The sequence below is a fragment of the Nocardia amikacinitolerans genome, from assembly GCF_900215415.1.
GTDB lineage: Bacteria > Actinomycetota > Actinomycetes > Mycobacteriales > Mycobacteriaceae > Nocardia > Nocardia amikacinitolerans.
Genome location: NZ_OBEG01000002.1, coordinates 651570 through 674348, shown reverse-complemented (window position 1 = coordinate 674348; position 22779 = coordinate 651570). Strand labels below are relative to the sequence as shown.

Annotated in this window: 19 protein-coding genes and 1 tRNA gene; 10 read left to right on the top strand and 10 right to left on the bottom strand. The window is 69.3% G+C overall.

Annotation, left to right across the window (positions count from 1 at the left end; all coding sequences use genetic code 11):
* Positions 1-93: 93 nt before the first annotated feature.
* Together CRP45_RS11410 and pth are read left to right on the top strand one after the other, a co-directional pair.
* Positions 94-693, top strand: coding sequence for a 50S ribosomal protein L25/general stress protein Ctc (locus tag CRP45_RS11410; RefSeq protein WP_097245048.1), 600 nt, complete (start codon positions 94-96; stop codon positions 691-693).
* Positions 694-716: 23 nt separating this feature from the next.
* Positions 717-1298, top strand: a complete 582-nt coding sequence (gene pth / locus CRP45_RS11405; protein WP_067784459.1) for an aminoacyl-tRNA hydrolase — start codon at positions 717-719, stop codon at positions 1296-1298.
* A gap of 22 nt (positions 1299-1320) precedes the next feature.
* Here the strand turns inward: pth and CRP45_RS11400 are convergent, their stop codons facing one another.
* The 3 genes from CRP45_RS11400 to CRP45_RS11390 form a co-directional block, all read right to left on the bottom strand.
* On the bottom strand, positions 1321-2967 hold the full coding sequence (locus CRP45_RS11400) for a fatty acyl-AMP ligase (protein WP_097245047.1): 1647 nt from the start codon (positions 2965-2967) through the stop codon (positions 1321-1323).
* 491 nt (positions 2968-3458) lie between these two features.
* On the bottom strand, positions 3459-4376 hold the full coding sequence (locus CRP45_RS11395; protein WP_097245046.1) for a ribonuclease Z: 918 nt from the start codon (positions 4374-4376) through the stop codon (positions 3459-3461).
* Entirely contained in the window at positions 4376-5554 is a 1179-nt protein-coding gene (locus tag CRP45_RS11390; RefSeq protein WP_097245045.1) for an aminotransferase class V-fold PLP-dependent enzyme, read from the bottom strand. The genes CRP45_RS11395 and CRP45_RS11390 overlap by 1 nt, the downstream gene beginning before the upstream one ends.
* A gap of 241 nt (positions 5555-5795) precedes the next feature.
* On the opposite strand from CRP45_RS11390, the gene egtA reads away from it, so the two are divergent.
* The 4 genes from egtA to egtD all read left to right on the top strand — a co-directional run bounded on the left by egtA (position 5796) and on the right by egtD (position 10354).
* Positions 5796-7106, top strand: a complete 1311-nt coding sequence (gene egtA / locus CRP45_RS11385) for an ergothioneine biosynthesis glutamate--cysteine ligase EgtA (RefSeq protein WP_097245454.1) — start codon at positions 5796-5798, stop codon at positions 7104-7106.
* Positions 7107-7212: 106 nt separating this feature from the next.
* Positions 7213-8550 carry an ergothioneine biosynthesis protein EgtB gene (gene egtB, locus CRP45_RS11380; protein WP_097245044.1) on the top strand — a complete coding sequence of 446 codons (1338 nt, stop codon included), beginning with the start codon at positions 7213-7215 and terminating at the stop codon, positions 8548-8550.
* Complete coding sequence (gene egtC / locus CRP45_RS11375; protein ID WP_097245043.1) at positions 8550-9386, top strand: ergothioneine biosynthesis protein EgtC; 837 nt, start codon at positions 8550-8552, stop codon at positions 9384-9386. Before egtB ends, egtC begins: the two co-directional genes overlap by 1 nt.
* Positions 9383-10354: an L-histidine N(alpha)-methyltransferase gene (egtD, locus tag CRP45_RS11370; RefSeq protein WP_097245042.1), complete on the top strand. Its 972-nt coding sequence runs from the start codon at positions 9383-9385 to the stop codon at positions 10352-10354. The genes egtC and egtD overlap by 4 nt, the downstream gene beginning before the upstream one ends.
* 198 nt (positions 10355-10552) lie before the next feature.
* On the opposite strand, the gene CRP45_RS11365 is transcribed toward egtD, so the two are convergent.
* The 7 genes from CRP45_RS11365 to CRP45_RS11335 all read right to left on the bottom strand — a co-directional run bounded on the left by CRP45_RS11365 (position 10553) and on the right by CRP45_RS11335 (position 16043).
* Positions 10553-11197: a DUF2461 domain-containing protein gene (locus CRP45_RS11365; RefSeq protein ID WP_097245041.1), complete on the bottom strand. Its 645-nt coding sequence runs from the start codon at positions 11195-11197 to the stop codon at positions 10553-10555.
* A 28-nt stretch (positions 11198-11225) separates the two neighbouring features.
* On the bottom strand, positions 11226-12125 hold the full coding sequence (locus CRP45_RS11360; RefSeq protein WP_097245040.1) for a DUF4190 domain-containing protein: 900 nt from the start codon (positions 12123-12125) through the stop codon (positions 11226-11228).
* A 50-nt stretch (positions 12126-12175) separates the two neighbouring features.
* The gene (locus tag CRP45_RS11355; protein WP_067784487.1) at positions 12176-12442 is read right to left on the bottom strand and encodes a hypothetical protein; all 267 of its coding nucleotides are present in this window, start codon (positions 12440-12442) and stop codon (positions 12176-12178) included.
* Positions 12443-12520: 78 nt separating this feature from the next.
* On the bottom strand, positions 12521-13270 hold the full coding sequence (locus CRP45_RS11350; protein ID WP_097245039.1) for a hypothetical protein: 750 nt from the start codon (positions 13268-13270) through the stop codon (positions 12521-12523).
* A 146-nt stretch (positions 13271-13416) separates the two neighbouring features.
* Positions 13417-14397 (bottom strand): ribose-phosphate diphosphokinase, encoded by a 981-nt coding sequence (locus tag CRP45_RS11345; protein ID WP_067784493.1) that lies wholly within the window; start codon positions 14395-14397, stop codon positions 13417-13419.
* Positions 14394-15884, bottom strand: coding sequence for a bifunctional UDP-N-acetylglucosamine diphosphorylase/glucosamine-1-phosphate N-acetyltransferase GlmU (glmU, locus tag CRP45_RS11340; protein ID WP_067784496.1), 1491 nt, complete (start codon positions 15882-15884; stop codon positions 14394-14396). The genes CRP45_RS11345 and glmU overlap by 4 nt, the downstream gene beginning before the upstream one ends.
* Before the next feature lie 88 nt (positions 15885-15972).
* Positions 15973-16043 (bottom strand) — tRNA-Gln (locus CRP45_RS11335).
* A gap of 401 nt (positions 16044-16444) precedes the next feature.
* Between CRP45_RS11335 and CRP45_RS11330 the strand changes: the two genes are divergently transcribed.
* From CRP45_RS11330 to CRP45_RS11315, 4 genes are all read left to right on the top strand, one after another.
* Positions 16445-17059 carry a TetR/AcrR family transcriptional regulator gene (locus CRP45_RS11330; protein WP_067784498.1) on the top strand — a complete coding sequence of 205 codons (615 nt, stop codon included), beginning with the start codon at positions 16445-16447 and terminating at the stop codon, positions 17057-17059.
* A 181-nt stretch (positions 17060-17240) separates the two neighbouring features.
* A complete protein-coding gene (locus CRP45_RS11325; protein ID WP_068051861.1) occupies positions 17241-17888 on the top strand; it encodes a TetR/AcrR family transcriptional regulator in 648 nt (215 codons plus the stop codon).
* A gap of 490 nt (positions 17889-18378) precedes the next feature.
* Entirely contained in the window at positions 18379-21996 is a 3618-nt protein-coding gene (gene mfd / locus CRP45_RS11320) for a transcription-repair coupling factor (protein WP_097245037.1), read from the top strand.
* On the top strand, positions 21993-22712 hold the full coding sequence (locus CRP45_RS11315; protein ID WP_097245036.1) for a nucleoside triphosphate pyrophosphohydrolase: 720 nt from the start codon (positions 21993-21995) through the stop codon (positions 22710-22712). The genes mfd and CRP45_RS11315 overlap by 4 nt, the downstream gene beginning before the upstream one ends.
* Positions 22713-22779 lie beyond the last annotated feature (67 nt).

Below are 22779 nucleotides of genomic sequence, written 5' to 3'. Positions count from 1 at the left end.
CCCGACGAGTAGACCAGAACCCCAGCCCAGGGCGCCACCCTCCCTGGCGGGCACCTTTGACAGCCCGGAAGAGCCGTAGGAGTAGATCCAGTCATGTCCGACGTCAACCTTCTCGAAGCCGCCGTACGCACCGAGTTCGGCAAGGGAGCCGCGCGTCGCACCCGTCGTGCGGGCAACGTCCCCGCCGTGCTGTACGGCCACCAGGCCGACCCGCAGCACCTCGCACTCAACGCCCAGGCCTTCGCCGCCATCCTGCGCGAGCACGGCACCAACGCGGTGCTGAACCTCGTCATCGACGGCAAGAAGCAGCTGGCGCTGACCAAATCCGTTGTGGTGCACCCGATTCGCCGCTACATCGAGCACGCCGACCTGCTCATCGTCAAGCGGGGCGAGCGGGTCACCGCCGATGTCACCATCACCGTCACCGGTGATCCGGCCGCGGGCACCCTGGTCACCCAGGAAGCCACCACCCTCTCCATCGAGGCCGAGGCGCTGAACCTGCCCGAGACCATCGAGGTCTCCGTCGAGGGCGTCGAGCCCGGCACCCAGATCACCGCGGGCGAGCTTCAGCTGCCCTCCGGCGTCACCCTGGCCGTCGACGCCGAGACCCTGGTCGTCAACGTGATCGCCGCGCCGGCCGCCGAGCCGGAGGCAGGCGAGGCCGAAGCCGCCGAGGCCGAGAGCGCCGAGTAAGGACGCCCGGAACCGGTTCGTAGATGACCGAATCCACGACCGGGCCCGCGCTCGTCGTCGGACTTGGCAACCCAGGTCCGGAGTACGAGCGCACCCGGCACAATGTCGGTTTCCTGGTCGCCGACGTGCTCGCCGAGCGCGTCGGCGGCCGTTTCGCCGTGCACAAGAAGTCCGGAGCCGACCTGCTGCAAGCCCGCCTCGACGGGCGCCAGGTCCTGATCGCCAAGCCGCGGTCCTACATGAATCTCTCCGGCAGGCCGGTGGCCGCGCTCGCCAGATTCTTCTCCGTGCCGCCCACCGAGGTGATCGTCGTGCACGACGAACTGGATCTGCCCTTCGGCGCGGTCAAGCTCAAGCGCGGCGGCGGGGAGGGCGGCCACAACGGCCTCCGATCCATCTCCAGTGCGCTGACTACCAAGGATTACGTGCGCACCCGGATCGGCATCGGGCGTCCGCCGGGCAGGCAGGACCCGGCCGATTTCGTGCTCAAGCCGTTCTCGACGCCCGAGCGCAAGGAAGTGCCGGTGATCGTCGAGCAGGCCGCCGACGCGGTGGAGCTACTGCTGCGCGTTGGGCTGGAGACCGCGCAGAACCAATTGCACTGAGGCGCGGAGTATCTCGACTCGTTCAGTGCAGGTGGGCCGCGGTGGCGGAGCGGCGCAGTTTGCCCGACGAGGTCTTCGGCAGGGCGCCGGGGCCGAGCACGGCCACCGTGCGCGGGCGGACGCCGACCTCGGAGAAGACCGCGTGCACGATGTCGTGCTCGATGCGCTTGACCTCGACCGGGTTCTGATGGTCGTTGGATTCCACTACCACGGCGAAGCTTTCGCGCTTCTGTCCCGCGTCCAGCCGGACCGCGACCGCGTTGCCAGGTCGAACGCCAGGCACCCGCATGGCGGCGCGCTCGATGTCGGTCGGGAAGATATTGCGACCGCCCATGATGATGACGTCCTTCTTGCGGCCGCAGACCACCACCAGTCCGTCTTCGGTGAAGTAGCCGATGTCGCCGGTGTCGAGCCAGCCGTCCGCGTCCTGGGCCGGGCGGAAGCCGTCGACCGTCACGTAGCCGGAAGTGACCGCGGGACCACGTAATTCGATGACGCCGACCGAGCGGGTCGGCAGCGGTTCGCGCTCGGCGTCCACCACCCGGCCCTCCAGGTGATCGACCAGGTAGCCCAGGGTCGGCAGGCGCCGCACGTTGGCGTGATTGATGTGCTGGTCCGGCACCGGCACCGCCTTGCCGAGCGCTTCGAGCAGATCGGCGTCGATGACGTCGACCACCTGGCCGAGACCCGGGTCCGGGACCGAAACGGCCAGCGTCGTCTCGGCCATGCCGTAGACCGGGGTGAGCGCCATCGGGTTGAGCCCGAAGCGTTTTCCGGCCTCGGCCAGCGCGTCCATGGTGTCGGGGTCCACCGGTTCCGCGCCGTTCCACATGTACCGGACGCTGCTCAGGTCGAGCGCGCCGTCGTCGGCCTGCCGCAGCCTGCGCGCCAGCAGGGAGTACGCGAAATTCGGTGCGGCCGTGACGGTTCCGCGATACTTGTCGATCAGCTCGGCCCACAGCAGCGGCCGCTGCAAGAAGTCGAGCGGCGTCACGCACACCACCTCGGCCCCGAATTGCATGGGAACGCTGAGGAATCCGACCATGCCCATGTCGTGGAACAGCGGCAGCCAGCTGATCATCACGTCGCTGTCGAGCTGGAACTTCACCCGATCGAACATCGCGTAGGCGTTGACGTAGAAGTTGCCGTGCGTGATCCGCACCGCCTTTGGCGAACCGGTGGAGCCGGAGGTCAACTGCTGGAGGGCCACATCGGATTCGGTGGTCGGCACCGGGTCGATCTCTGGCCCCTCCGCCAACTGGTCGATGCGCACGACGGTGATGCCGCGCTCGCGCAGCAGCGGTTCCGCCGCCTCGAACGGCGCGCCGAGCACCACCGCGCGCGCCTCGATCATGCCGAGCACGGTCTCGGTGTCGCGGGCCCACACCATGAGGTCGGTGCGCGGCGTCGGCTGGTGCAACATGGTGATGGACGCGCCACGCATCCAGATCGCCTGGCACGCCGGTGCGATGTCGACCGGCATGCCCGCGAGCACGCCGACCGCGTCGCCGTGGTCGATGCCCGCCTCCGCGAGTCCGCCCGCCATCCGGCGCGCGATTTTGTGGATCTCACTCCAGGTCTGCCGCAGCGGGGCGCCCGGCTCCCCGGTCACCAGGCCGCGGCCGGACGACCGCCCCGTCTCGTACATCTCGTCGGTGAACCTGCTCATTTGTCGGTCTCCTCGTCACAGCTCGACCGAGCATCCGGCCTCCTCCCACTATCCCGCCGAATCGCCGCGACGTTAACCCCTCGCCGGGGTCGCCTACCGACTAGCGCACGATCGAACCGGTCCTGTTCGCCCATCCACTTACCGGCTGTGGCCGCACTCGCGGAGTCCTGCGCGCCCGATGCTCGCGGCCGCGGCCCACTGTCAGTGGCTCCGGCAAGCGCGCGGGCGGCGGCATCGCGGTGCTCGCAGGATTCAGGCCCTGCGACGGCGGCGCTCGACACCTTCGATGACGACGGTTCAAGGCTGTACCTGACTTCGTCCATATGAGGCTGCCGCGAGCCGCCCGAGCCGTTTGGGAGACGCTGATGACCGCCACGCTCCACAACTACGAGTACCAGAGCGACTTCGCGCGCCGGGCGGTGACGGTCGCGACGGCCGAGGAACTGTTCGCGGAGTGACACGCCCCGAGCATTCGGAGTGGGTGTCGGCGGCTAGCGGCGGGGTGGGAACGGGATGCGCGCGAGGTCCTCGGCGATGAAAAGGTCGCCGGTGAAGTACTTCTCGGCTTCGGCGCGGTGGGCGTCGAGGGTGCGGTAGCGCTGGGAGAAGTGGGTGAGGACGAGGGTGTGGGCGCCTGCTTCGGCCGCGACGCGGGCGGCTTGGCCCGCGGTGAGGTGGCCGTATTCCTCGGCGAGGTGGGCGTCGGAGTCGAGGAAGGTCGCCTCGATCACGAGAACGTCCACGCCGGAAGCCAATTCGTAGACGCCGTCGCACAGCCGGGTGTCCATGACGAAGGCGAAGCTCTGGCCGGGCCGGGGTTCGCTGACTTCGGCCAAAGTGACTGCGACGCCAGATATGTCGACGGCACCCTCGCGTTGCAGCCTGCCGATATCGGGGCCGCGCACCCCGCGGGCGCGCAAGAGTTCCGGCAGCATCCGATGCCCGGAAGGCTCGGTCAGCCGGTAGCCGAACGCCTCGACCGGATGCGACAGCGGTACCGCTTCGATCCCGAACGGCGCTTCGGGCGCGGGCAACGCACCAGGCCCAGCAATCGGCCGCGCCCGTAACTCGACGGTGCGGTAGAAGGCCGTCGCGTTGCACAACCGCTCGAAATACACCTCGCCGGACGCCGGATAGTACACGTCCACCGGGTGCGCGACCCGATCCAGATTGATCCGCTGCACGATGCCGGGCAGCCCGAGGCAGTGATCCCCGTGGAAGTGCGTGATCGCGATCCGCGTGATGTCGCCCGCCGCCAGCCCGGCGAACGCCATCTGCCGCTGGGTCCCCTCGCCGGGATCGAACAGCACACCCTCCGCACCCCAACGCAGCAGATAACCGTTGTGGTTGCGGTGCTTGGTCGGCACCTGGCTCGCGGTGCCGAGGACGACGAGCTCGCGCTGCGACATCAGAGGGCGGCGACGGCGGCCACGAACCGGTCCAGTTCGTCGAAGGAGACGAAGCAGTGCGGCGACGCGCGCACCACGGCGTCCAGCCCACGCGCGGTCATGTCCAACAGGGTGGAGCTCGCGAAACTGACCGTCACCGTGATGTTCTGGGCCGCGAGCCGATCGCGCACCTCGGCGGCCGCGACCCCGTCGACCGTGAACGAGACGATGCCGCTGTGCCGAACACCGTTGTCGCGCACGGTGACTCCGTCGATCTCGGGCAGTGCCTTGCGCAGGTACTCCGCCCGCGCGCCGATCGCCGCGTAGACATCCTCCGGCCCGAGGTCGAGCAGATACCGAACGGCCGCGCCGAGCCCGAGCCGGGCGGCCACGTCGCACTCCCAGAACTCGAAGCGGCTGGCGTCCGGCGCGAGCCGGTACTCCTCGGGGCCGGTCCACTCGGCGCTGTGCAGATCGAGCCGCTGCGGCTCCATCGTGGCGGCCAATTCCGGTCGCACATAGAGGAATCCGGTGCCGCGCGGCCCGCGCAGCCACTTGCGCCCGGTGACCGAGAGCGCGTCGACGCCGAGCTCGGCCACGTCGATCGGGATCTGCCCTGCCGACTGGCAGGCGTCGAGCAACACCAGCGCGCCCACCGAGTGCGCGATCCGGGTCGCCTCGGCCGCCGGATTCACCAGCCCGCCGTTGGTCGGCGCGTGCAGCACCGACACCAGTTTGACCCGCTCGTCGACCAGCTCGGCCATCGCGTCCAGATCCAGCTGCCCGCTGCCGTCGCTGGGAATCTGCTCGACGGTCGCGCCGACCGCGCGGGCCCGCTGGATCGCCGCGATGGCGTTGCTCGCGTAGTCCGAACCGGAGATGAGCACGCGATCGCCCGGTCCGAGCGGGACGGAGTAGAAGAAGTCGGCCCAGGAGCGCGTCGCGCTGTCGCTGAGGGCGATGGCGCTCGGGTCGGCGTTGATCAGCGCGCCGATCGCGGTCTTGACCGCGGCGAGGTCGTCGAGGCGTTCGTTCGCGGCGCGGTAGCCGCCGATCTCGGCTTCCCTGCGCAGGTGGTCGACGACGGTGTCCAGGACGATCCGGGGCGGGAGCGAGGAACCCGCGCTGTCGAGGAAGACCAGCCCGGCATCGGGCCGGCAGCCCGGCGTGTCTTCGCGTACCCGTGTCTCGTCCAACATGCCGACGACATTATCGGTACCGGAACTCCCCGCGCAGGCGCTCGGCAGCGCCCCAGGTAGGACCGTCTGTTCGGCTGCTGGACGGTTTCTTGTCGGTATCCCTGGCTACCCTGGTCTGAACGGAACCACGGTGAGAGCGCGTTCGGATCTGTGTTCGAGCGCGGACGACAGCGACACGAACAACGATCATGGCGTTCGGACGGATGTCCGGCCCCGCGCAGGAACTCAGGTGGAGGTTGGCATGGCGATCACGCTCGAACACCCGGAATCGGCCAGGCAAACCCTCGAGCCCGGCGATCTGTCCTCGCGCGCTGCCGCCGAGGCCTACGTCGGCGGTGTCTGCTTCAAGCTGGGCCCACCGACGCTGATCGGCGCCGAGCTCGAGTGGCTCACCGTGCAGGGTGAGTGTTCGGCGTCCGGGCCCGCCGCGGCCCCCCGCCCGCAGCTGTCGGCTCTCGCAGCCGCGCTCGGACCGCACGCACCGCGGTCCATCGCCCCCGATTCGCCTGCGCTACCGCTGCCAGGGGGTAGCCGGGTCACCCTCGAACCCGGCGGTCAGATCGAACTCTCCAGCGCACCGTATGCCACCGCCGCCGAGCTGTGCGAGCGTCTGATCGGCGACGCCCGCCTGCTGCGCGAGCTGCTCGAAACCCGGTGCATCCGAACACTTTCCCTCTCCGCCGATGCCGACCGCCGCCCGAAGCGGGTGTTGCAGTTGCCCCGCTACCGCGCCATGGAGCAGTCCTTCGGCGGAATCGGCCCCTTCGGCAAGCTGATGATGTGCAATACCGCGGCCACCCAGGTCAGCGTCGACGCGGGCGCCGACCGCGCCGAGGTCACCGCCAGGTGGACCGCGCTGTACGCCATGGGCCCGGCCCTGGTGGCCGCCTTCGCCTGTTCCCCCGCACTCCGCGGCGCGCCCGAAGGCGCGTGGGCCTCCCAGCGGATGCGCGCCTGGCTGCGCCTGGACAACGCAAGGACCCGCCCGCCGGTGCAGGAATGGTCCGATCCGGTGGCCGCGTACGCCCGCTGGGCGCTGGACGTGCCGCTGCTGTGCGTCCGCAGACCCGACGCGTCGTCGGACGGCAACGGTGTCGGCTGGACGGCCCCGCCGGGCGCGACCTTCGCCGACTGGCTGTCCGGCGCGCTGGACGACGAGATCGGCCGCCGTCCCGACACCGCCGACCTCGACTACCACCTGACGACCCTGTTCCCGCAGGTCCGCGCTTCGGGTCACCTGGAGGTCCGCTACCTGGACGCGCAGCCTGGCGACACCTGGACGGTCCCGGTGCACGCGTTCGACGCGCTGCTGTCCGCGCCCGCCGTCGTCGCCGAGGCGACCGCGCTCGCCGCGCCCGTCGCGGGCAGGTGGTTGCAGGCGGCCCGCTACGGCCTGGTCGACACGGAGATCAGGAAGGTCGCCGTCGAGCTGCTTGCCCTCGCCGCCGCGCACGCTCGCACGCCGTCGGCGGCGCGCGAACTCGACGACGCCTCGCGACGATGTCGCGGCGGCCGCACCCCGGCCGACACCCGGGTGGAGGCCGCGTCGTGAAGCCTGCGGCAGCGCGGAACAAGCACGCGCACAGCACCATTCGACGAGGCCGCGGCACGTCCCGCCGCACAGCGCTGACGACCACTACCGCCCGGAGAGCGTTACCGTGACCACTTTCGCCCCCACCGATCATTCCGGCACCGAGCGGCTCCGCGAGCGAATCGCCGAGGTGCTCACCACCGCACGCACCAGGACGCACGGCCTGACGGACGTCGTCGACGAGGCCGAACTCGTCGCCCAGCATTCCCAGCTGATGAGCCCGCTGGTCTGGGACCTCGCGCACATCGGCAACCAGGAGGAGCTGTGGCTGGTGCGCGACGTGGGCGGACGCGATCCCGTCCGCGCCGACATCGACTCCCTCTACGACGCCTTCAAACACGCGCGGGCCAACCGCCCCGGGCTGCCGCTGCTGAATCCCACCGAGGCGCGTGGCTACGTCGGCACCGTCCGCGACAAGGTGCTCGACGTGCTCGACAGCAGCGCGCTGCGCGGAAACCCCTTGGTGGACGGCGGTTTCGCGTTCGGCATGATCGCCCAGCACGAACAGCAGCACGACGAGACCATGCTGGCCACGCACCAGTTGCGAACCGGCGCCGCGGTACTCGCCGCGCCGAGCGCGCCCGCCGCCGCGGTCCCGGTCTCCGGCGAGGTGATCATCCCGGCGGGCGAGTTCACCATGGGCACCTCCACCGATCCGTGGGCGCTGGACAACGAACGCCCCGCGCACCGGGTGCACGTGCCGGCCTTCGCGATCGACGCCGCGCCGATCACCAACGAGCAGTACCTCGCCTTCGTCGAGGACTGCGGCTACGAACGCCCCGAACTGTGGTCCGAGCGCGGCTGGGCGCACCGCACCGAGGCCGGTCTGGTGGCGCCCCAGTTCTGGGACCGCGATCCGGCCGGACGCTGGTGGCGGCGGGTCTTCGGTGTGATGACCCCGCTGCGTCCGCGTCAGCCGGTGTTGCACGTCTGCTGGTTCGAGGCCGAGGCCTACGCGAACTGGGCGGGCAAGCGACTGCCCACCGAAGCCGAGTGGGAGAAGGCCGCGCGGTACGACCCGGACACCGGCGCCGAACGCCGCTACCCCTGGGGCGATGCCGAACCCGACTCCGCCACGGCCAATCTCGGACAGCGCCATCTCGAACCGGCCGAGGTGGGCGCGTACCCGGCGGGCGCGTCGCCCTCGGGTGTGCACCAGCTGATCGGCGACGTCTGGGAGTGGACGTCCTCGGGCTTCGAGGCCTACCCCGGCTTCCGCGCGTTCCCGTACAAGGAGTACTCCGAGGTGTTCTTCGGCGGCGACTATCGCGTGCTGCGCGGCGGTTCGTTCGGCACCGATCCGGTGGCCTGTCGCGGCACCTTCCGCAACTGGGACCACCCGATCCGCCGGCAGATCTTCTCCGGTTTCCGCCTCGCTCGCGACCTCGGGCGGGACGAAATCTGATGTGTCGGCACCTGGGCTATGTCGGCCCGCCGACGTCCGTCGGCGAATTGCTCACTCGCGGTACACATTCCCTACGCACGCAGGCGTGGGCGCCCAAGGAGATGCGCGGCGGCGGCACTATCAACGCCGATGGTTTCGGTGTCGCGTGGTGGCGCAACGGTGCCTGCGGCGCGCCGCAGGCCAGCCGCTATCGCAACCCCGACCCGATCTGGACCGATCCGGCGGTGGAAGAGGTTCTGCCCCAGCTCGTTTCGGGAGCGGTGCTCGGCTCGATCCGCTCGGCCACCGTCGGTATGCCCGTCGAACGGGCCGCGTGCGCGCCCTTCGTCGACGGGCGCTGGGCGTTCAGTCACAACGGCGCGATACCGGAGTGGCGTCGGGTGCTCACCGCGGTCACCTCGGACCTCGACGTGGCCGCGACCCGCGCGGGCGCGACCCGGCTTTTCGAGACCGCCCGGCTGCTCGAGGCCGAAGCGGCGACCGATTCCGCGGCCCTGTGGGTGCTGCTGCGAGACCTGTTGCGCTCCACCGACTCCGGCGACTACGCGAAGACACCGGCGACCGCGTTGCGGTTGCTGGTCGACGCCGTGCTCCGGCACATGCCGACGGCCCGGCTCAACCTGCTGATCGGCGACGGCGAACAGGTGTGGGCCACCACGGTGCACCACGCGCTGTCCGCGTTCGTCACCGACGACGTCGCCATCCTCTCCTCCGAACCGTACGACGACGATCCGCGCTGGCAGCCGATTCCCGACCGGAAGCTGGTGTCCGCCAGGCCCGGGGTGCTCTCGATCGAAGAGCTGACCCCGCCCGATACCGAAAGGTCCACGCCATGACCGCACCGACGCTGGAAGTCCATCTCTCCGACGAGGATCTCACGACGGCACTGCGGGCCGACGCCAGGCGCGGGCTCACCGCCGATCCGAAGTGGTTGCCGCCCAAGTGGTTCTACGACGCTCGCGGCAGCGAACTGTTCGAACGCATCACCGAACTACCCGAGTACTACCCGACGCGCACCGAACGCGCCCTGCTGGAACGGGTGGTCGGCGAGATCGCGCGGATCGCGCAAGCCGAAGTCCTCGTCGAACTCGGCGCGGGCTCGGCGCACAAGACCCGCCTGCTGCTCTCCGCGTCGACCGCCGAGGGGCCGCTGAAGACCTATGTGCCGCAGGATGTCTCGTCGGCGGCGCTGAGCGCGGCGGCCGAACAGGTCGCCGCGGAGTTCCCCGCGCTCGGTGTGCACGGCGTGGTCAGCGATTTCACCGACACCCTGCGCAATCTGCCGCGCGGCGGCCGCCGGATGATCGCCTTCCTCGGCGGCACCATCGGCAATCTGGTGCCCGACGAGCGCGCCGAATTCCTCGCGGGCATCCGGGAGGTGCTCGAGCCGGGCGAGCGGCTGTTGCTCGGCGCCGGGCTGGTCATCGATCCGGACGTGCTCGTTCCCGCCTACGACGACGCGGCCGGGGTCACCGCCGAGTTCAACCGAAACGTCCTGCACGTGCTCAACCACCGCCTGCGGGCGGACTTCGATCCCGAGAAGTTCGAGCACGTCGCGCTGTGGGACGCCGAGCGCGAGTGGATCGAGATGCGGCTCGCGGCGACCGAGGACATGACGGTCACCGTCGCCGACCTCGACCTCACGGTGCACTTCGCGCGCGGCGAGCAGTTGCGCACGGAGATCTCGGCGAAGTTCCGCGTCGACGGGCTGGATACCGAACTCGCCGCCGCCGGCTTCCGCACCGAGCGGGTCTGGACCGACGACGACGATCGATTCGCCCTGGTGCTCGCGGCACGGATCTAGACGCCGCACGTCGTCGCCGGGCTGCGCTGGCCGTGTCTCCGCCCGGCGGACTCCAGCTATGCGTTCGGGGGTCATGCGCCGTCCGCCTCTGCTGGATTCCGCGTTTGCCGGGCGACGCGCGATGGGCCTGGGCAGCGCGGGAGCCCGTCTTCGCCCGGTGACGCGCGTCGGTCTCGGTCCGCCAGCGCCGGAAGTCGTCTACGCGTTGGCCGGTCCGACGATCGAGGTCAGCCGATCGATGAACGGGCGCATCGTCTCCCACGCCTTGCGGACCTCCTTGGCCGCGCGCGGCGTCTCCAGCCATTCGGGTGCGCCGAACTGGCGGCTCGCGGTCAGGGATTTTTGCCGCAGCAGGTCGATGCGCGGGTGGTCGGCCTCGTAGCCCTTGGGCTTGGTCTTCAGCTTGTCGCCGCCGATGGTGAACCCCGCCTTGGTCAGTTTCGCGAGGATCTTCTCCAGCTCCGGGCCGCGCACGTCGTCATCGATCGCGGCGCGCAGTTGCGCGACCTGGGCGGGTGTCCCGGAATAGAAGCCGCCGCCGACGAACAGTCCGGCGGCGCTGATCTGCACGTACCAGCCGACGCCCGGCGCGGTGCCGACCACCGCGCCCTGCGCCGTCTTGTACGGGGACTTGTCCTTGGCGAAGCGCACATCCCGATAGGGGCGGAAGATCTTCGCGGTCCCGAAGTCGGCTTCCAACTCCGCGGTCAGCGCGACCATCGGCGCTTTCACCGCGTCCTCGTACACCGACTTGTGCGCGTTCCAGAACGCCTTGGAGTTGTCGGCCTCCAAGTCCTCGTAGAAATCGAGCCCGGCCAACGGAAATCCACCGAAACCACTCATGACCGAGAACTTACGGCTGGCCACCGACTCAATTCTGGTTGGGGACGACGTCGGTGTTGAACACCACGAAACTCAGGATGAGCCCGATGACCAGCGCCGCGCCCGCGGCGATGGCGGCCCACTTGCCCAGCGGCTCGCCCTTGTTGTGGCCGAGGATGCCGAACACGATGCCCGCGGGGCCGAACAGGATCGGGCACAGGAACAGCGCGAGCGCCGCGCACACGAATCCGATGATCGACATCGTCTGGGTGCCGGGCTTCCTCGGCTGCTCGGCGCCGAAGGGTTGCCCCTGCTGCGGATACGACGGATAGCCGCCCTGCCCTTGCGGATACGCGCCGCCGTACTGCTGTCCGTACGGCTGCGCCGCGGGGTAGTCGGCCTGGTCGGAGGTCGAGTACGAGGACGGGCCGCCGGGCGGGTACCCGGGTTGTCCGCCGGGGTACTGCCCGCCGGGATACGGCTGCTCGCTGCCGGGATAGCCGGATTCCCCACCCGCCGCATAGCCGGGCTGTCCCGGTGCGCCGGGCTGCTCGCCCGAGGGATAGCTGGCAGGACCCGCGCCGGGGTAGCCGGGTTGGCCGCCGAACGGATACTCGGGCTGGCCCGCCCCCGGCTGATTCCATCCCTCCGGTCCCGTCGACTGTGGTGCCGAGCCGGTCACCGGCGGTTCGGTCGCGCTACCGGACGCCGAGGACTCCCCACCGCCCGAGGTCGCCGAGGATTCGCTCGCCGCGTCGGTCTCGCGCGGGGCCTGCGTCGGCTCGCCGGGGATCGGCTGGGCGGAGGCGGGAGTCGCCCATTCGGTGCCCGTCGGCTCGGGTTCCCACGGCTTCTTCGACAGCGACGCCCCCGATTCCTGCCCCGACTGCGGCGCGCTGCCGGTCAGCGGTTCCTCGGACGACTCGTCGGGATTCTTCGGTGTGGTCATCAGCGGCCTCCTGGTCGTAGTCAACCCCCGGGTACCACGTGGTTCGAGCTTTAACGTTCCAGATCGGAATCGTCGACGATCTCCATCGCCGCCTCTTCGGCGGGCAGGGTGGAATCGTCCACGTCCTCGGCGCGCTGACCGCGCCGGGTCCAGCGCTCGTCGAGATCCTCACCGATGCCGAGCCTGCCGTCGTCCTCGCTCTCCCGATCGCGGATGGTGAGGTTCTCCGGCGGATTCTCGATGTAGCGCTCGTACTCGCGGATCTCGTCTTCTTGCTCGTCGTCTCCCATGTCCATGTCCAGCGGGTCACGGTTCATGGGTCCCAGTATCGTCCTGTCGACACCGGGGCGGAGGTAACTCGACGCCGCGAATTCGCGGATCCGCCGAGTCCGTGACTACGACGAGTAGCTCGCTACTCCGATGACGAAGACGACCAGCAGGATCGCAAGCACCAACACCACGGCGTTGGCGATGGCCGCCCATTTGCCGAGCGATTCGTTCTTGGAGTGCCCGACGAAACCGAGGATGATGCCCGCGGGTCCGGTGAGCAGGATGGGGAAGAAGCAGAATCCGGCACCGAGCACGCTGAGCCCGAGGCAGACGAAGCTGATGATCGATAGCGTTTGCGTCTGGGTCGGCGTGTACGGCCCCGCCGGGTACGGCGAGTAGCCGGCTCCCGGCGCGGCGGGATAACCAGGAGCGGCCGGATAACCCGGTGCGGCAGGGTAACCGGGCGCCGCCGGGTAAGCGGGCGGGGAGGCGGGCGGCACGGGGTAGGCGGGCGGCGCGTTGTACGGACTCGGCTGCTGCGGGTAGCCCCCGGGCGGCGTGCCCGCCGGAGCGCCGTCGATCGGCGGATACCCGTAGATACCACCCGCCGGATATTGCGGAGCCGAGGGCGGCTGATAGGCGGGCGCTTCCGGCGGCTGATAGACCGGCGCCTCCGGCAGGCTCGGCGAACCAGGCTGGTACACCTGTGTTTCCGGCGCGGTGCCGGAACCGTACGCCTGCCCAGGCTGGTAGACCTGCGTCTCCGGCGCCGTGCTCGGCGGCTGGTACACCTGGGTCTCCGCCGACCGGCGATCGTCCTGCGCGCCAGACTTGCCGATGTCGATGCCGGGTCGCGGTTCTTGCGGCGTGGTCATGACGATGCCCCCCTCTACGTGTTCGATTGCCCCACATGGGTATCACGTTCGCCCTGCCAACTCCAGCGCGGGCTCGGCAGGCGCACCGGCCGCCGAAACGACAGCGGCCCGGGCGCTGAGCCCGGGCCGCTGTCGTTATCGAAGTATCACGCGTTGCCGTTGAACAGCCCGGTGACCGAACCGTTCTCGAAGACCTCGCGGATGGTGCGCGCCAGCAGCGGCGCGATGGACAGCACCGTCAGCTGCGGGAACTTCTTGTCCTCGGTGATCGGCAGCGTGTTGGTGACCACGACCTCGCGCGCGCCGCAGGCGGCGAGGCGCTCGGCGGCCGGGTTGGACAGCACGCCGTGCGTCGCCGCGATGACGACGTCGCCCGCGCCCGCCTCGCGCAGCACGCGCACGGCCTCGGCGATGGTGCCACCGGTGTCGATCATGTCGTCGATCAGGATGCAGGTGCGGCCGTCGACGTCACCGACCGGGCGGTGCGACTTCACCTGGTTCGGGACCAGCGGGTCGCGGGTCTTGTGGATGAACGCCACCGGCGCGCCGTCCAGCGCGTCGGCCCACTTCTCGGCGACCTTCACGCGGCCCGCGTCGGGCGAGACGACGGTGATGTTCTCCAGGCTGTAGTTGGCACGCACGTGCTCGGAAAGCTGGAACAGCGCGTGCATGTGGTCGACGGGGCCGTCGAAGAAGCCCTGGATCTGGTCGGTGTGCAGGTCGACGGTGATGATGCGGTCGGCGCCCGCGGTCTTCAGCATGTCGGCGACCAGGCGGGCCGAGATCGGCTCGCGGCCGCGGTGCTTCTTGTCCTGCCGTGCGTACGGGTAGAACGGCAGCACCGCGGTGATCCGCTTGGCCGAACCGCGCTTGAGCGCGTCGATCATGATGAGCTGTTCCATCAGCCACTGGTTCACCGGCGCCGGGAAGCTCTGTAGCACGAAGGCGTCCGAACCGCGGACGGATTCCTCGAAGCGAACGAAGGTCTCGCCGTTGGCGAAGTCGCGCGCGATCTGGGGCGTGACGTGGACGTCGAGTTCCTTGGCGACCTGCTCGGCCAGCTCAGGATGGGAGCGTCCCGCGAAGAGCATCAGGTTCTTCTGGTTATCGATCCATGACGCGGTCACTGCTGTTTGCCATCCTTTTGCTCGATTGCCTGACCCGACATCTCGTCGGCCGCGATGGCTGCCGCCGCCGCGATCGCCGCCGCGGTCCCCGGCCGGTACCGCTGCACCCAGTTCTCAATATTGCGCTGTGCTCCACCCGACACCGCGAGCGCCCCCGGTGGAACGTTTCTGCGCAGTACAGTACCCGCCGCCGTATAAGCGCCGTCACCCACGGTCACCGGCGCGACGAACATGGTGTCGCTGCCGGTGCGGACATGCGAGCCGACCACGGTGTGGTGCTTGCGCACGCCGTCGTAGTTGACGAAGACGCTGGAAGCGCCGATGTTGCTGTGTTCGCCGATCGTCGCGTCACCCACGTAGGTGAGGTGCGGCACCTTGGAGTGCGCGCCGATGGTGGCGTTCTTGGTCTCGACGAAGGCGCCGAGCTTGCCGGAATCGCCGACCACGGTGCCCGGTCGCAGATAGCTGAACGGTCCGATGGCAGCGCCAGGTCCGACGGTGGACTGCTCGCCATGTGTGCGCACCACCTTCGCGCCGTCGCCGACCAGCACGTCGGTCAGCGTGCTGTCCGGCCCGATCTCGGCGTCCTCGCCGATGACCGTCGCGCCGAGCAGCTGCACGCCGGGCCGCAGCACCGCGTCCCTGCCGATCCGCACGCTCGCGTCCACCCAGGTGGTGGCCGGATCCATGATGGTGACACCGGCCCGCATGTGGCGTTCCAGGATGTAGCGGTTCAGGGTTCGGGCGGCCTGCGAGAGCTGCACCCGATCGTTGACGCCGGTGACCTTGGCCGCGTCGACCAGGCGGGCGCCGTGCACCGGATGCCCGGCCTCGCGCGCCAGGCGCAGCACGTCGGTGAGATACAGCTCGTGCTGGGCGTTCGCGGTGGACAGCCTGCCGATCATGGTGCGCAGCACCGCGGCGTCGAACGCGTACACGCCGGAGTTGACCTCGTTGATCGCGGCCTGCTCCGGGGTGGCGTCGGCGTGCTCGACGATCTCGACGACCTGACCGTCCCGATCCCGGATGATCCGGCCGTAGCCGTTCGGGTCGTCCGGGACGAAGGTCAGCACGGTGACCGCGGAGCGCTCGGTGTAGCTGCGATGCTCGTCGAGCAGCGCGGCCAGCGTGTGTCCGTCGAGCAGCGGTACGTCGGCGGAGGTGACGAGCAGATCGCCGGTGAAGTCCTCGGGCAGCGAGCGCAGCGCGCACTGGACCGCGTGGCCGGTGCCGAGCTGCTCCTCCTGGAGGGCGGGGGTGATGTCGCGGCCGAGTTCGGCGGCCACTTCGGCGACCGCGGCGCCGACTTGCTCTCTGTCGTGGCCCACCACCGTGATGAGGTGCGCGGGGTCGATCTCGTTCGCCGCATGCAGCGCGTGCGCGAGCATGCTCCGGCCGGCCAGCGAATGCAGAACTTTGGGGGTCTTCGACCGCATTCGCGTCCCGGCTCCGGCGGCGAGAACGACGACGGCGGTCTGCTGTGGCATGGATCTCCCTCGGCTGCCTGTCATCGTGCTGGCTATGAGTGCTTGGTCAGCGATGTGCGGGGCCAACGATAGTCACCGTGCCGGTGTGCTCCGCCGCCAGGACTCGAACCTGAACTATCTGAACCAAAATCAGAGGTGCTGCCATTACACCACGGCGGATTGCCACACCGGCGGATCAAGGAAACCGCCGCTGTGCCTCGGCACGCGTTGAATCCTCGCACGAAGACCCGTCTCACGTCGAACCGATCCCACCTACGCGCGCGTTAGCACGGTCGTCGGCGGATCGGCGGCCCCGGGGGACTCCGCTGTCTGGAACAGTTGTCGTTTGACGGTAAGGTTCTGCACGAGGGCCAGGTACCTGCCGTACGCCCCGACACAACGACTGATTTCGCAAGAACATGGACAACTCGCCCGGAACGCCCGGCACCGAGCACAGCCCGCTCGGTGGGCAGGCGCGGAACCGGCGAGGCGCTCAGGACCGGCGACATGACACGGAGAGGCGGAACGGCATAGAGCGCATGGCCGGAGCGAATGCGGAGGTACGCGCGTCTCGTCCGCGGATGACGGGAACCCAACGGCGCCAGCAGTTGATCGAGATCGGCAGGGCGCTGTTCGCGGAACGCGGCTACGACGCGACCTCGATCGAGGAGATCGCGCAGCGAGCCCAGGTCTCCAAACCCGTGGTGTACGAACACTTCGGCGGCAAAGAGGGCCTCTACGCGGTCGTCGTCGACCGCGAGATGTCGATGCTGCTGGACATGATCACGTCCTCGCTCACGCAGAACCGTTCGCGGGTGCGGCTCGAGCAGGTCGCGCTCGCGCTGCTGACCTACATCGAGGAGCGCACCGACGGGTTCCGGATCCTGGTGCGCGACCAGGTCGCGACCACCGACGACGGTCGCTACTCCAGCCTGCTCAACGAGGCGGTCAACCAGGTCGCGCACATCCTGGCCGGTGACTTCGAGCGGCGCGATTTCGACACCAGCCTGGCGACTCTCTACGCGCAGGGTCTGGTGGGTATGGTCTCCACGGCCGCGACGTGGTGGCTGGACGTGCGCGAACCACCCAAAGAGGTTGTGGCAGCGCATCTGGTGAATCTCTGCTGGAACGGTCTGAGCCACTTGGAGGCCGATCCGCAGTTGGTTTCCGAATGGCGCGCGGGCACGTCGGATTGACCGGTTGTTAACCAGCGAATTGCGATGGAGGCTCGGCCGAATGCTCGAATTGACTGTCGTGCGCCCACCTGGTGGTACGGTTCACCCATCCTCTGGGTGCTGTTCGGGCGGTATGTCGGTCTTACTTCGGGATGTCGGTCTACTTCAGGATGGCTGGTTTTAGGGATGACAGGCGGATCTGATGGCTAGGCAAGCGCGCGCGGAGATCACCCGCGATTCCGTCCTTGCGGGCGCTGCCGATGTCTTTCTGCGCTTGGGATATGCGAACGCGAGCCTGAGCGAGATCATCGCGCAGTCCAACGTGACCAAGGGCGCCTTGTACTTTCACTTCGGTTCGAAGGAAGAACTGGCGCGCGCCGTCGTCGATCAGGGCAACGAGCGACTGATCAGCTCGTGCCAGGGCTTCTTCGATCCTCGGGTGCCCGCGCTGGAGGCGTGCATCGGCATCACCTACGTGGTGGCTGACCTGTCGATGAACGACCCGATGGTCGGCGCCATGCTCAAGCTCACCCACCAGATCGGCGACTACCGCGGCGCCCAAGGCGACAACATCGCCAAGACCTGGGGCGATACGTATCGCCTTCTGGCCGAACGTGCCATCGCCCAAGGCGATCTGGAGTCCGACCTCGATCCCGAGGTCGTCGGCCTGCTGCTGCAGGAGGTCACCGCCGGCGTGCACATCGTCGCGGTCGGCACCGAGTCGATGGACCAGATGGCCACCCGGATGGAACGTGCCTGGTACTTCCTGCTTCCGTCCATCGTGCCGACGGAAAAGCTTTCGTACTTCCGCGAATTCGCCGCGCGACGGTTGCGCCGCTACGTTCCGTAGCCGCGCAAGCGCAGGCGCGCAACGGTTTCGGCGCGCCGGGTATCCAAAGATCGTGTGTACCAACAGGTGTGGTGTGGAGCATCCCGGCGTTCGATAGTCGGTTCATCGCAGGCCGACGTCGGCGGGCGCAGTCCTCACGGAAGTCGGTAACGCGGTTTCCGCTTCGTCGCCCACGCATCATCACCCTCGCGGCCAATCGGCGCACACCTGCGGTCATCGGCTCACCCTGAGCCGAACCGCGTCATCCGCGCACTCCCGGCCACCCCCGGAGCGAGCCTGACGAGCGACCGTTCGCGGCCGTCTCGCTGCCCAGCGGTCGAAGCGCATGCGACGAAGTCGCGAGTCTCGACCGCTGGGCAGCGAGACATAAAGGCCGCGAACACGCGCGCGCCAGCGCGCCACAAACAGAGCCCCGCGGACACGCGCGAGCCGGCGCGCAAATAAACTCAGCTGGCCGCTCGAAACGCCCGCTTGAGCTCAGGAGTTATCGATGTCCACCCACCGTCCACCACTGGCAGGACTGGTCGCGGCGGCCGGGGCGGATACCGCGCTGCGTACGGTCGCCGACCTGATCGGGAAGTCGTCGGTCGAGATGGTGGCGCCGTCGGCGGTGCGGCCGTTCGTCGCGGCGACGGTGGCGGCCAAACGCCCGCTGGTCGTGGTGACCGCGACCGGCCGCGAAGCCGACGATCTGACCGTCGAGCTGCAGGAAATGCTCGGCGAGACGGTCGCGCAGTTCCCCTCCTGGGAGACGCTGCCGCACGAGCGGCTGTCGCCGGGCGCCGACACCGTCGGGCGCAGGCTGGAGGTGCTGCGCAGGCTCGCGCATCCCGAAGATCCGGTGTTCCCGGAGCCGCTGCGCGTCGTAGTGACCACCGTGCGTTCGCTGATGCAGCCGATGGCGGCCGGTCTCGGTGACATCGAGCCGATCGTGCTGCGGGTCGGCGCGGAGTTCGATTTCGACGAATTGCTCGTTCGCCTGGTGGAATTCGCCTATACCCGGGTGGACATGGTGGGCAAGCGCGGCGAGTTCGCGGTGCGCGGCGGCATCCTCGATCTGTTCCCGCCGACCGCCGACCATCCGGTGCGCGTCGAGTTCTGGGGCGACGAGGTGACCGAGCTGCGGCCGTTCGCGGTCGCCGACCAGCGGTCGATCGGCGATCTCGAGGTGGACGTCGTCGTCGCGCCGCCCTGTCGCGAGCTGCTGCTCACCCCCGAGGTGCGGGCGCGAGCCGCGGAGGTCGCCGAGGCGAACGCGGCCGACGCGGCGCTGGTTGAGATGCTGGAGAAGCTGGCCGAGGGCATCCCGGTGGACGGCATGGAGGCGTTGCTTCCGGTGTTGCAGCCCGGTGAGCTGCGGCTGCTGACCGAGCAGCTGGCCGAGGGCACGCACGTGCTGCTGTGCGATCCGGAGAAGATCCGCACCCGCGCCGCCGACCTGGTGCGCACCGGCGAGGAGTTCCTGGAGGCGTCCTGGACGGCGGCCTCGTTCGGTGGCGCCGCGCCGCTGGGCGGGAACGGCCTCGATCTGGCCGCCTCCTCGTACCGCGCGCTGCCGGTGATCCACGAGAGCGCCGACCGGCACGGCCTGCCGTGGTGGAGTCTGAGCCCGCTGGAGTCGGGTGATCCGGCCGAGGTCGTGCTTCCGGTGCTGGCCGGACCCGCTGCGCGCGGCTCCGACGAACTGGTGGCGACGATCTTCGCGTCACTCCGCGCGCACGTGGCGACCGGCGGTCGCGCCGTTGTCGTCGTTGCCGGCCACGGCACCGCGCAGCGCGTGCTGGAGCGGCTGGCCGACGCGGAGGTGCCCGCCGCGGCGCTGGACGCGGGCGCCGAACCCAACCCCGGCGTGGTCGGCGTGCTGTGCGGCTCGCTGCACGACGGTCTGGTGTTCGACGGCGCCGGGCTGGTCGTGGTGGCCGAGTCGGATCTGACCGGTAACCGCGTCACCGCGCCCGCCGAAGGCAAACGGCTGCCCGCCAAGCGGCGCAACCAGGTGGACCCGCTCGCCCTCAACGCGGGCGACATGGTGGTGCACGATCAGCACGGCATCGGCCGGTTCGTGGAGATGATCGAGCGCACCGTCGGCGGCGCGCGCCGGGAGTACTTGGTCATCGAGTACGCGCCGAGCAAGCGCGGGCAGCCGGGCGACCGGTTGTTCGTGCCGATGGAGTCGCTGGATCAGCTGTCGCGCTACGTCGGCGGCGAGATGCCGAGCCTGTCCAAGCTGGGCGGCTCCGACTGGGCGAACACGAAACGCAAGGCGCGCAAGGCCGTTCGCGAGATCGCCGGCGAGCTGGTGCAGCTCTACGCCGCGCGGCAGGCGGCGCCGGGTCACGCGTTCGGCCCGGATACGCCGTGGCAGCAGGAGATGGAGGACGCGTTCGCGTTCACCGAGACTGTCGACCAGATGACCGCGATCGCCGAGGTCAAGGCGGACATGGAGAAGGCGGTCCCGATGGATCGCGTGGTCTGCGGTGACGTCGGCTACGGCAAGACCGAGATCGCGGTGCGCGCGGCGTTCAAGGCGGTGCAGGACGGCAAGCAGGTGGTCGTGCTTGTGCCGACGACGCTGCTCGCCCAGCAGCACCTCCAGACCTTCACCGAGCGCGTCGCCGGATTCCCGGTCACCGTGAAGGGCCTGTCCCGGTTCACCGACCCGGCCGAATCGCGGGCGGTGCTCGAGGGCATGGCCGACGGCGCGGTCGACATCGTGGTCGGCACCCACCGCCTGCTCCAGACGGGCGTGCGGTGGAAGGATCTCGGCCTGGTGATCGTCGACGAGGAGCAGCGCTTCGGCGTCGAGCACAAGGAGCACATCAAGGCGCTGCGCACGCACGTCGACGTGTTGACCATGTCGGCGACCCCGATCCCGCGCACCCTGGAGATGAGCCTGGCGGGCATCCGCGAGATGTCGACCATCCTGACTCCGCCCGAGGAACGGCACCCGGTGCTCACCTACGTGGGCGGCTACAACGACAAGCAGGTCACCGCCGCCATCCGCCGCGAGCTGCTGCGCGACGGCCAGGTCTTCTACGTGCACAACCGGGTGTCCTCGATCGACAAGGCGGCCAAGCGGATTCGCGATCTGGTGCCGGAGGCGCGGGTGGTCGTCGCGCACGGTCAGATGAACGAGGACATGCTCGAGCAGACCGTGCAGGGCTTCTGGCAGCGCGAGTTCGACGTGCTGGTCTGCACCACCATCATCGAGACCGGCCTCGACATCTCCAACGCCAACACCTTGATCGTGGAACGCGCCGACGCCCTTGGCCTTTCGCAGCTGCACCAGTTGCGCGGTCGCGTCGGGCGCAGCCGCGAGCGCGGCTACGCCTACTTCCTGTATCCGCCGGAGAAGCCGCTCACCGAGACCGCCTACGACCGGCTGGCCACCATCGCGCAGAACTCCGATCTCGGCGCCGGCATGGCGGTGGCCATGAAGGACCTGGAGATCCGCGGCGCGGGCAATGTGCTCGGCGCCGAACAGTCCGGTCACGTCGCGGGCGTCGGTTTCGACCTGTACGTGCGTCTGGTCGGCGAGGCGGTGGAGGCGTATCGGGCCGCCGCGGACGGGAAGCCGATCACCACCGAAGAGGTCAAGGAGGTGCGCATCGACCTCCCCGTCGACGCGCACATCCCGCCCGACTACATCGCCAGCGATCGGCTGCGTCTGGAGGCGTACCGCAAACTGGCTGCCGCCCAAGACGATCCGGCGCTCGCCGCGGTGGTGGAGGAGCTGGTCGACCGCTACGGTCCGCTGCCGGTCGAGGTGGGTCGTCTGGTGTCGGTGGCGAAGCTGCGTTTGGTCGCGCGGGAGTACGGCGTCACGGAGATCGCCGTCACCGGAACGACTTTGAAGGTCTCACCGCTGCTGAACCTGCCCGACTCCAAGCAGTTGCGGTTGAAGCGGCTGTATCCGAGCGCGGGCTACAAGGCTGCGAGCGGTGTCGTCCAGTTGCCACTGCCACGGGTCGAGGACAGTGTCGGCGCGGAGCGGGTTCGCGACGTGCGGTTGTTGCAGTTCGTCGCCGATCTGCTGCTCGCGCTGGACGGAAAGGCCCAGGGGGCAGTGGATCTCACGGTGGACACCGAGGCGACGGCGGCTCGATGAGTGAGGGCACCGAATCGCGGGGCGACGGTCCTGGAGCCGACGTCGCACTGGTGGCGGCCGGATTGACGGGCGCCGTCGAGGTCATGGACCGGCTGTGGAGTTTCGGCGGCTGGGAGGTCACCCAGACCCACGACTCGCTGCGCCCCTACCTGCTGGAAGAGACCTACGAACTGCTCGACGCCATCCAGCACGACGACGCCGACACCATCAAGGAGGAGCTCGGCGACCTGCTGCTCCAGGTGCTCTTCCACTCCCGAATCGCCGAAGCCGCAGGCGAATTCACCGTCGATGACGTCGCAGCCGCATTGGTCGCCAAGCTCGTCAACCGGAGCCCGCACCTGATCGATTCCGGCATCGCGCCCGACGCCACCGTCGAGGAGAAGATCGCCGCCCAGGAACGCGCCTGGGAGGAACGCAAGTCCGCCGAGAAATCCCGCCGCTCCTGCCTCGACGGCATCGCCATGGCCCAACCCGCCCTCGCCCTCGCCGAGAAGATCATCTCCCGCAGCACTCGCGCGGGCCTCCCCGACGACCTCGTCCCCGCCGACCTGCGCGTCGTCCACCTCGGCGGCCCCGACAGCGCAGAAGAACGCCTCCGCAAAGCCACCCTCGCCTTCGCCGCCACCATCCGCGCCGCGGAAGACGCCGCCGAATCCACCCGCGGCACCCGCACCCCCCTCACCCCCGCCGACTGGCGCCACTTCTGGCCGCGCTGAGGAAGCGCCGAAGGGAATCGCCGCGGGTGAATTCGCGGTGGGACGGGGGCTCGGCGCGTAGCGTTGG

Excerpts from the sequence above, each read along its gene's own strand:
- CRP45_RS11410 (WP_097245048.1), top strand. The coding sequence starts at position 94 with ATGTCCGACGTCAACCTTCTCGAAGCCGCCGTACGCACCGAGTTCGGC.
- pth (WP_067784459.1), top strand. The coding sequence starts at position 717 with ATGACCGAATCCACGACCGGGCCCGCGCTCGTCGTCGGACTTGGCAAC.
- CRP45_RS11400 (WP_097245047.1), bottom strand. The coding sequence starts at position 2,967 with ATGAGCAGGTTCACCGACGAGATGTACGAGACGGGGCGGTCGTCCGGC.
- CRP45_RS11395 (WP_097245046.1), bottom strand. The coding sequence starts at position 4,376 with ATGTCGCAGCGCGAGCTCGTCGTCCTCGGCACCGCGAGCCAGGTGCCG.
- CRP45_RS11390 (WP_097245045.1), bottom strand. The coding sequence starts at position 5,554 with ATGTTGGACGAGACACGGGTACGCGAAGACACGCCGGGCTGCCGGCCC.
- egtA (WP_097245454.1), top strand. The coding sequence starts at position 5,796 with ATGGCGATCACGCTCGAACACCCGGAATCGGCCAGGCAAACCCTCGAG.
- egtC (WP_097245043.1), top strand. The coding sequence starts at position 8,550 with ATGTGTCGGCACCTGGGCTATGTCGGCCCGCCGACGTCCGTCGGCGAA.
- egtD (WP_097245042.1), top strand. The coding sequence starts at position 9,383 with ATGACCGCACCGACGCTGGAAGTCCATCTCTCCGACGAGGATCTCACG.
- CRP45_RS11365 (WP_097245041.1), bottom strand. The coding sequence starts at position 11,197 with ATGAGTGGTTTCGGTGGATTTCCGTTGGCCGGGCTCGATTTCTACGAG.
- CRP45_RS11360 (WP_097245040.1), bottom strand. The coding sequence starts at position 12,125 with ATGACCACACCGAAGAATCCCGACGAGTCGTCCGAGGAACCGCTGACC.
- CRP45_RS11355 (WP_067784487.1), bottom strand. The coding sequence starts at position 12,442 with ATGAACCGTGACCCGCTGGACATGGACATGGGAGACGACGAGCAAGAA.
- CRP45_RS11350 (WP_097245039.1), bottom strand. The coding sequence starts at position 13,270 with ATGACCACGCCGCAAGAACCGCGACCCGGCATCGACATCGGCAAGTCT.
- glmU (WP_067784496.1), bottom strand. The coding sequence starts at position 15,884 with ATGCCACAGCAGACCGCCGTCGTCGTTCTCGCCGCCGGAGCCGGGACG.
- CRP45_RS11330 (WP_067784498.1), top strand. The coding sequence starts at position 16,445 with ATGACGGGAACCCAACGGCGCCAGCAGTTGATCGAGATCGGCAGGGCG.
- CRP45_RS11325 (WP_068051861.1), top strand. The coding sequence starts at position 17,241 with ATGGCTAGGCAAGCGCGCGCGGAGATCACCCGCGATTCCGTCCTTGCG.
- mfd (WP_097245037.1), top strand. The coding sequence starts at position 18,379 with ATGTCCACCCACCGTCCACCACTGGCAGGACTGGTCGCGGCGGCCGGG.
- CRP45_RS11315 (WP_097245036.1), top strand. The coding sequence starts at position 21,993 with ATGAGTGAGGGCACCGAATCGCGGGGCGACGGTCCTGGAGCCGACGTC.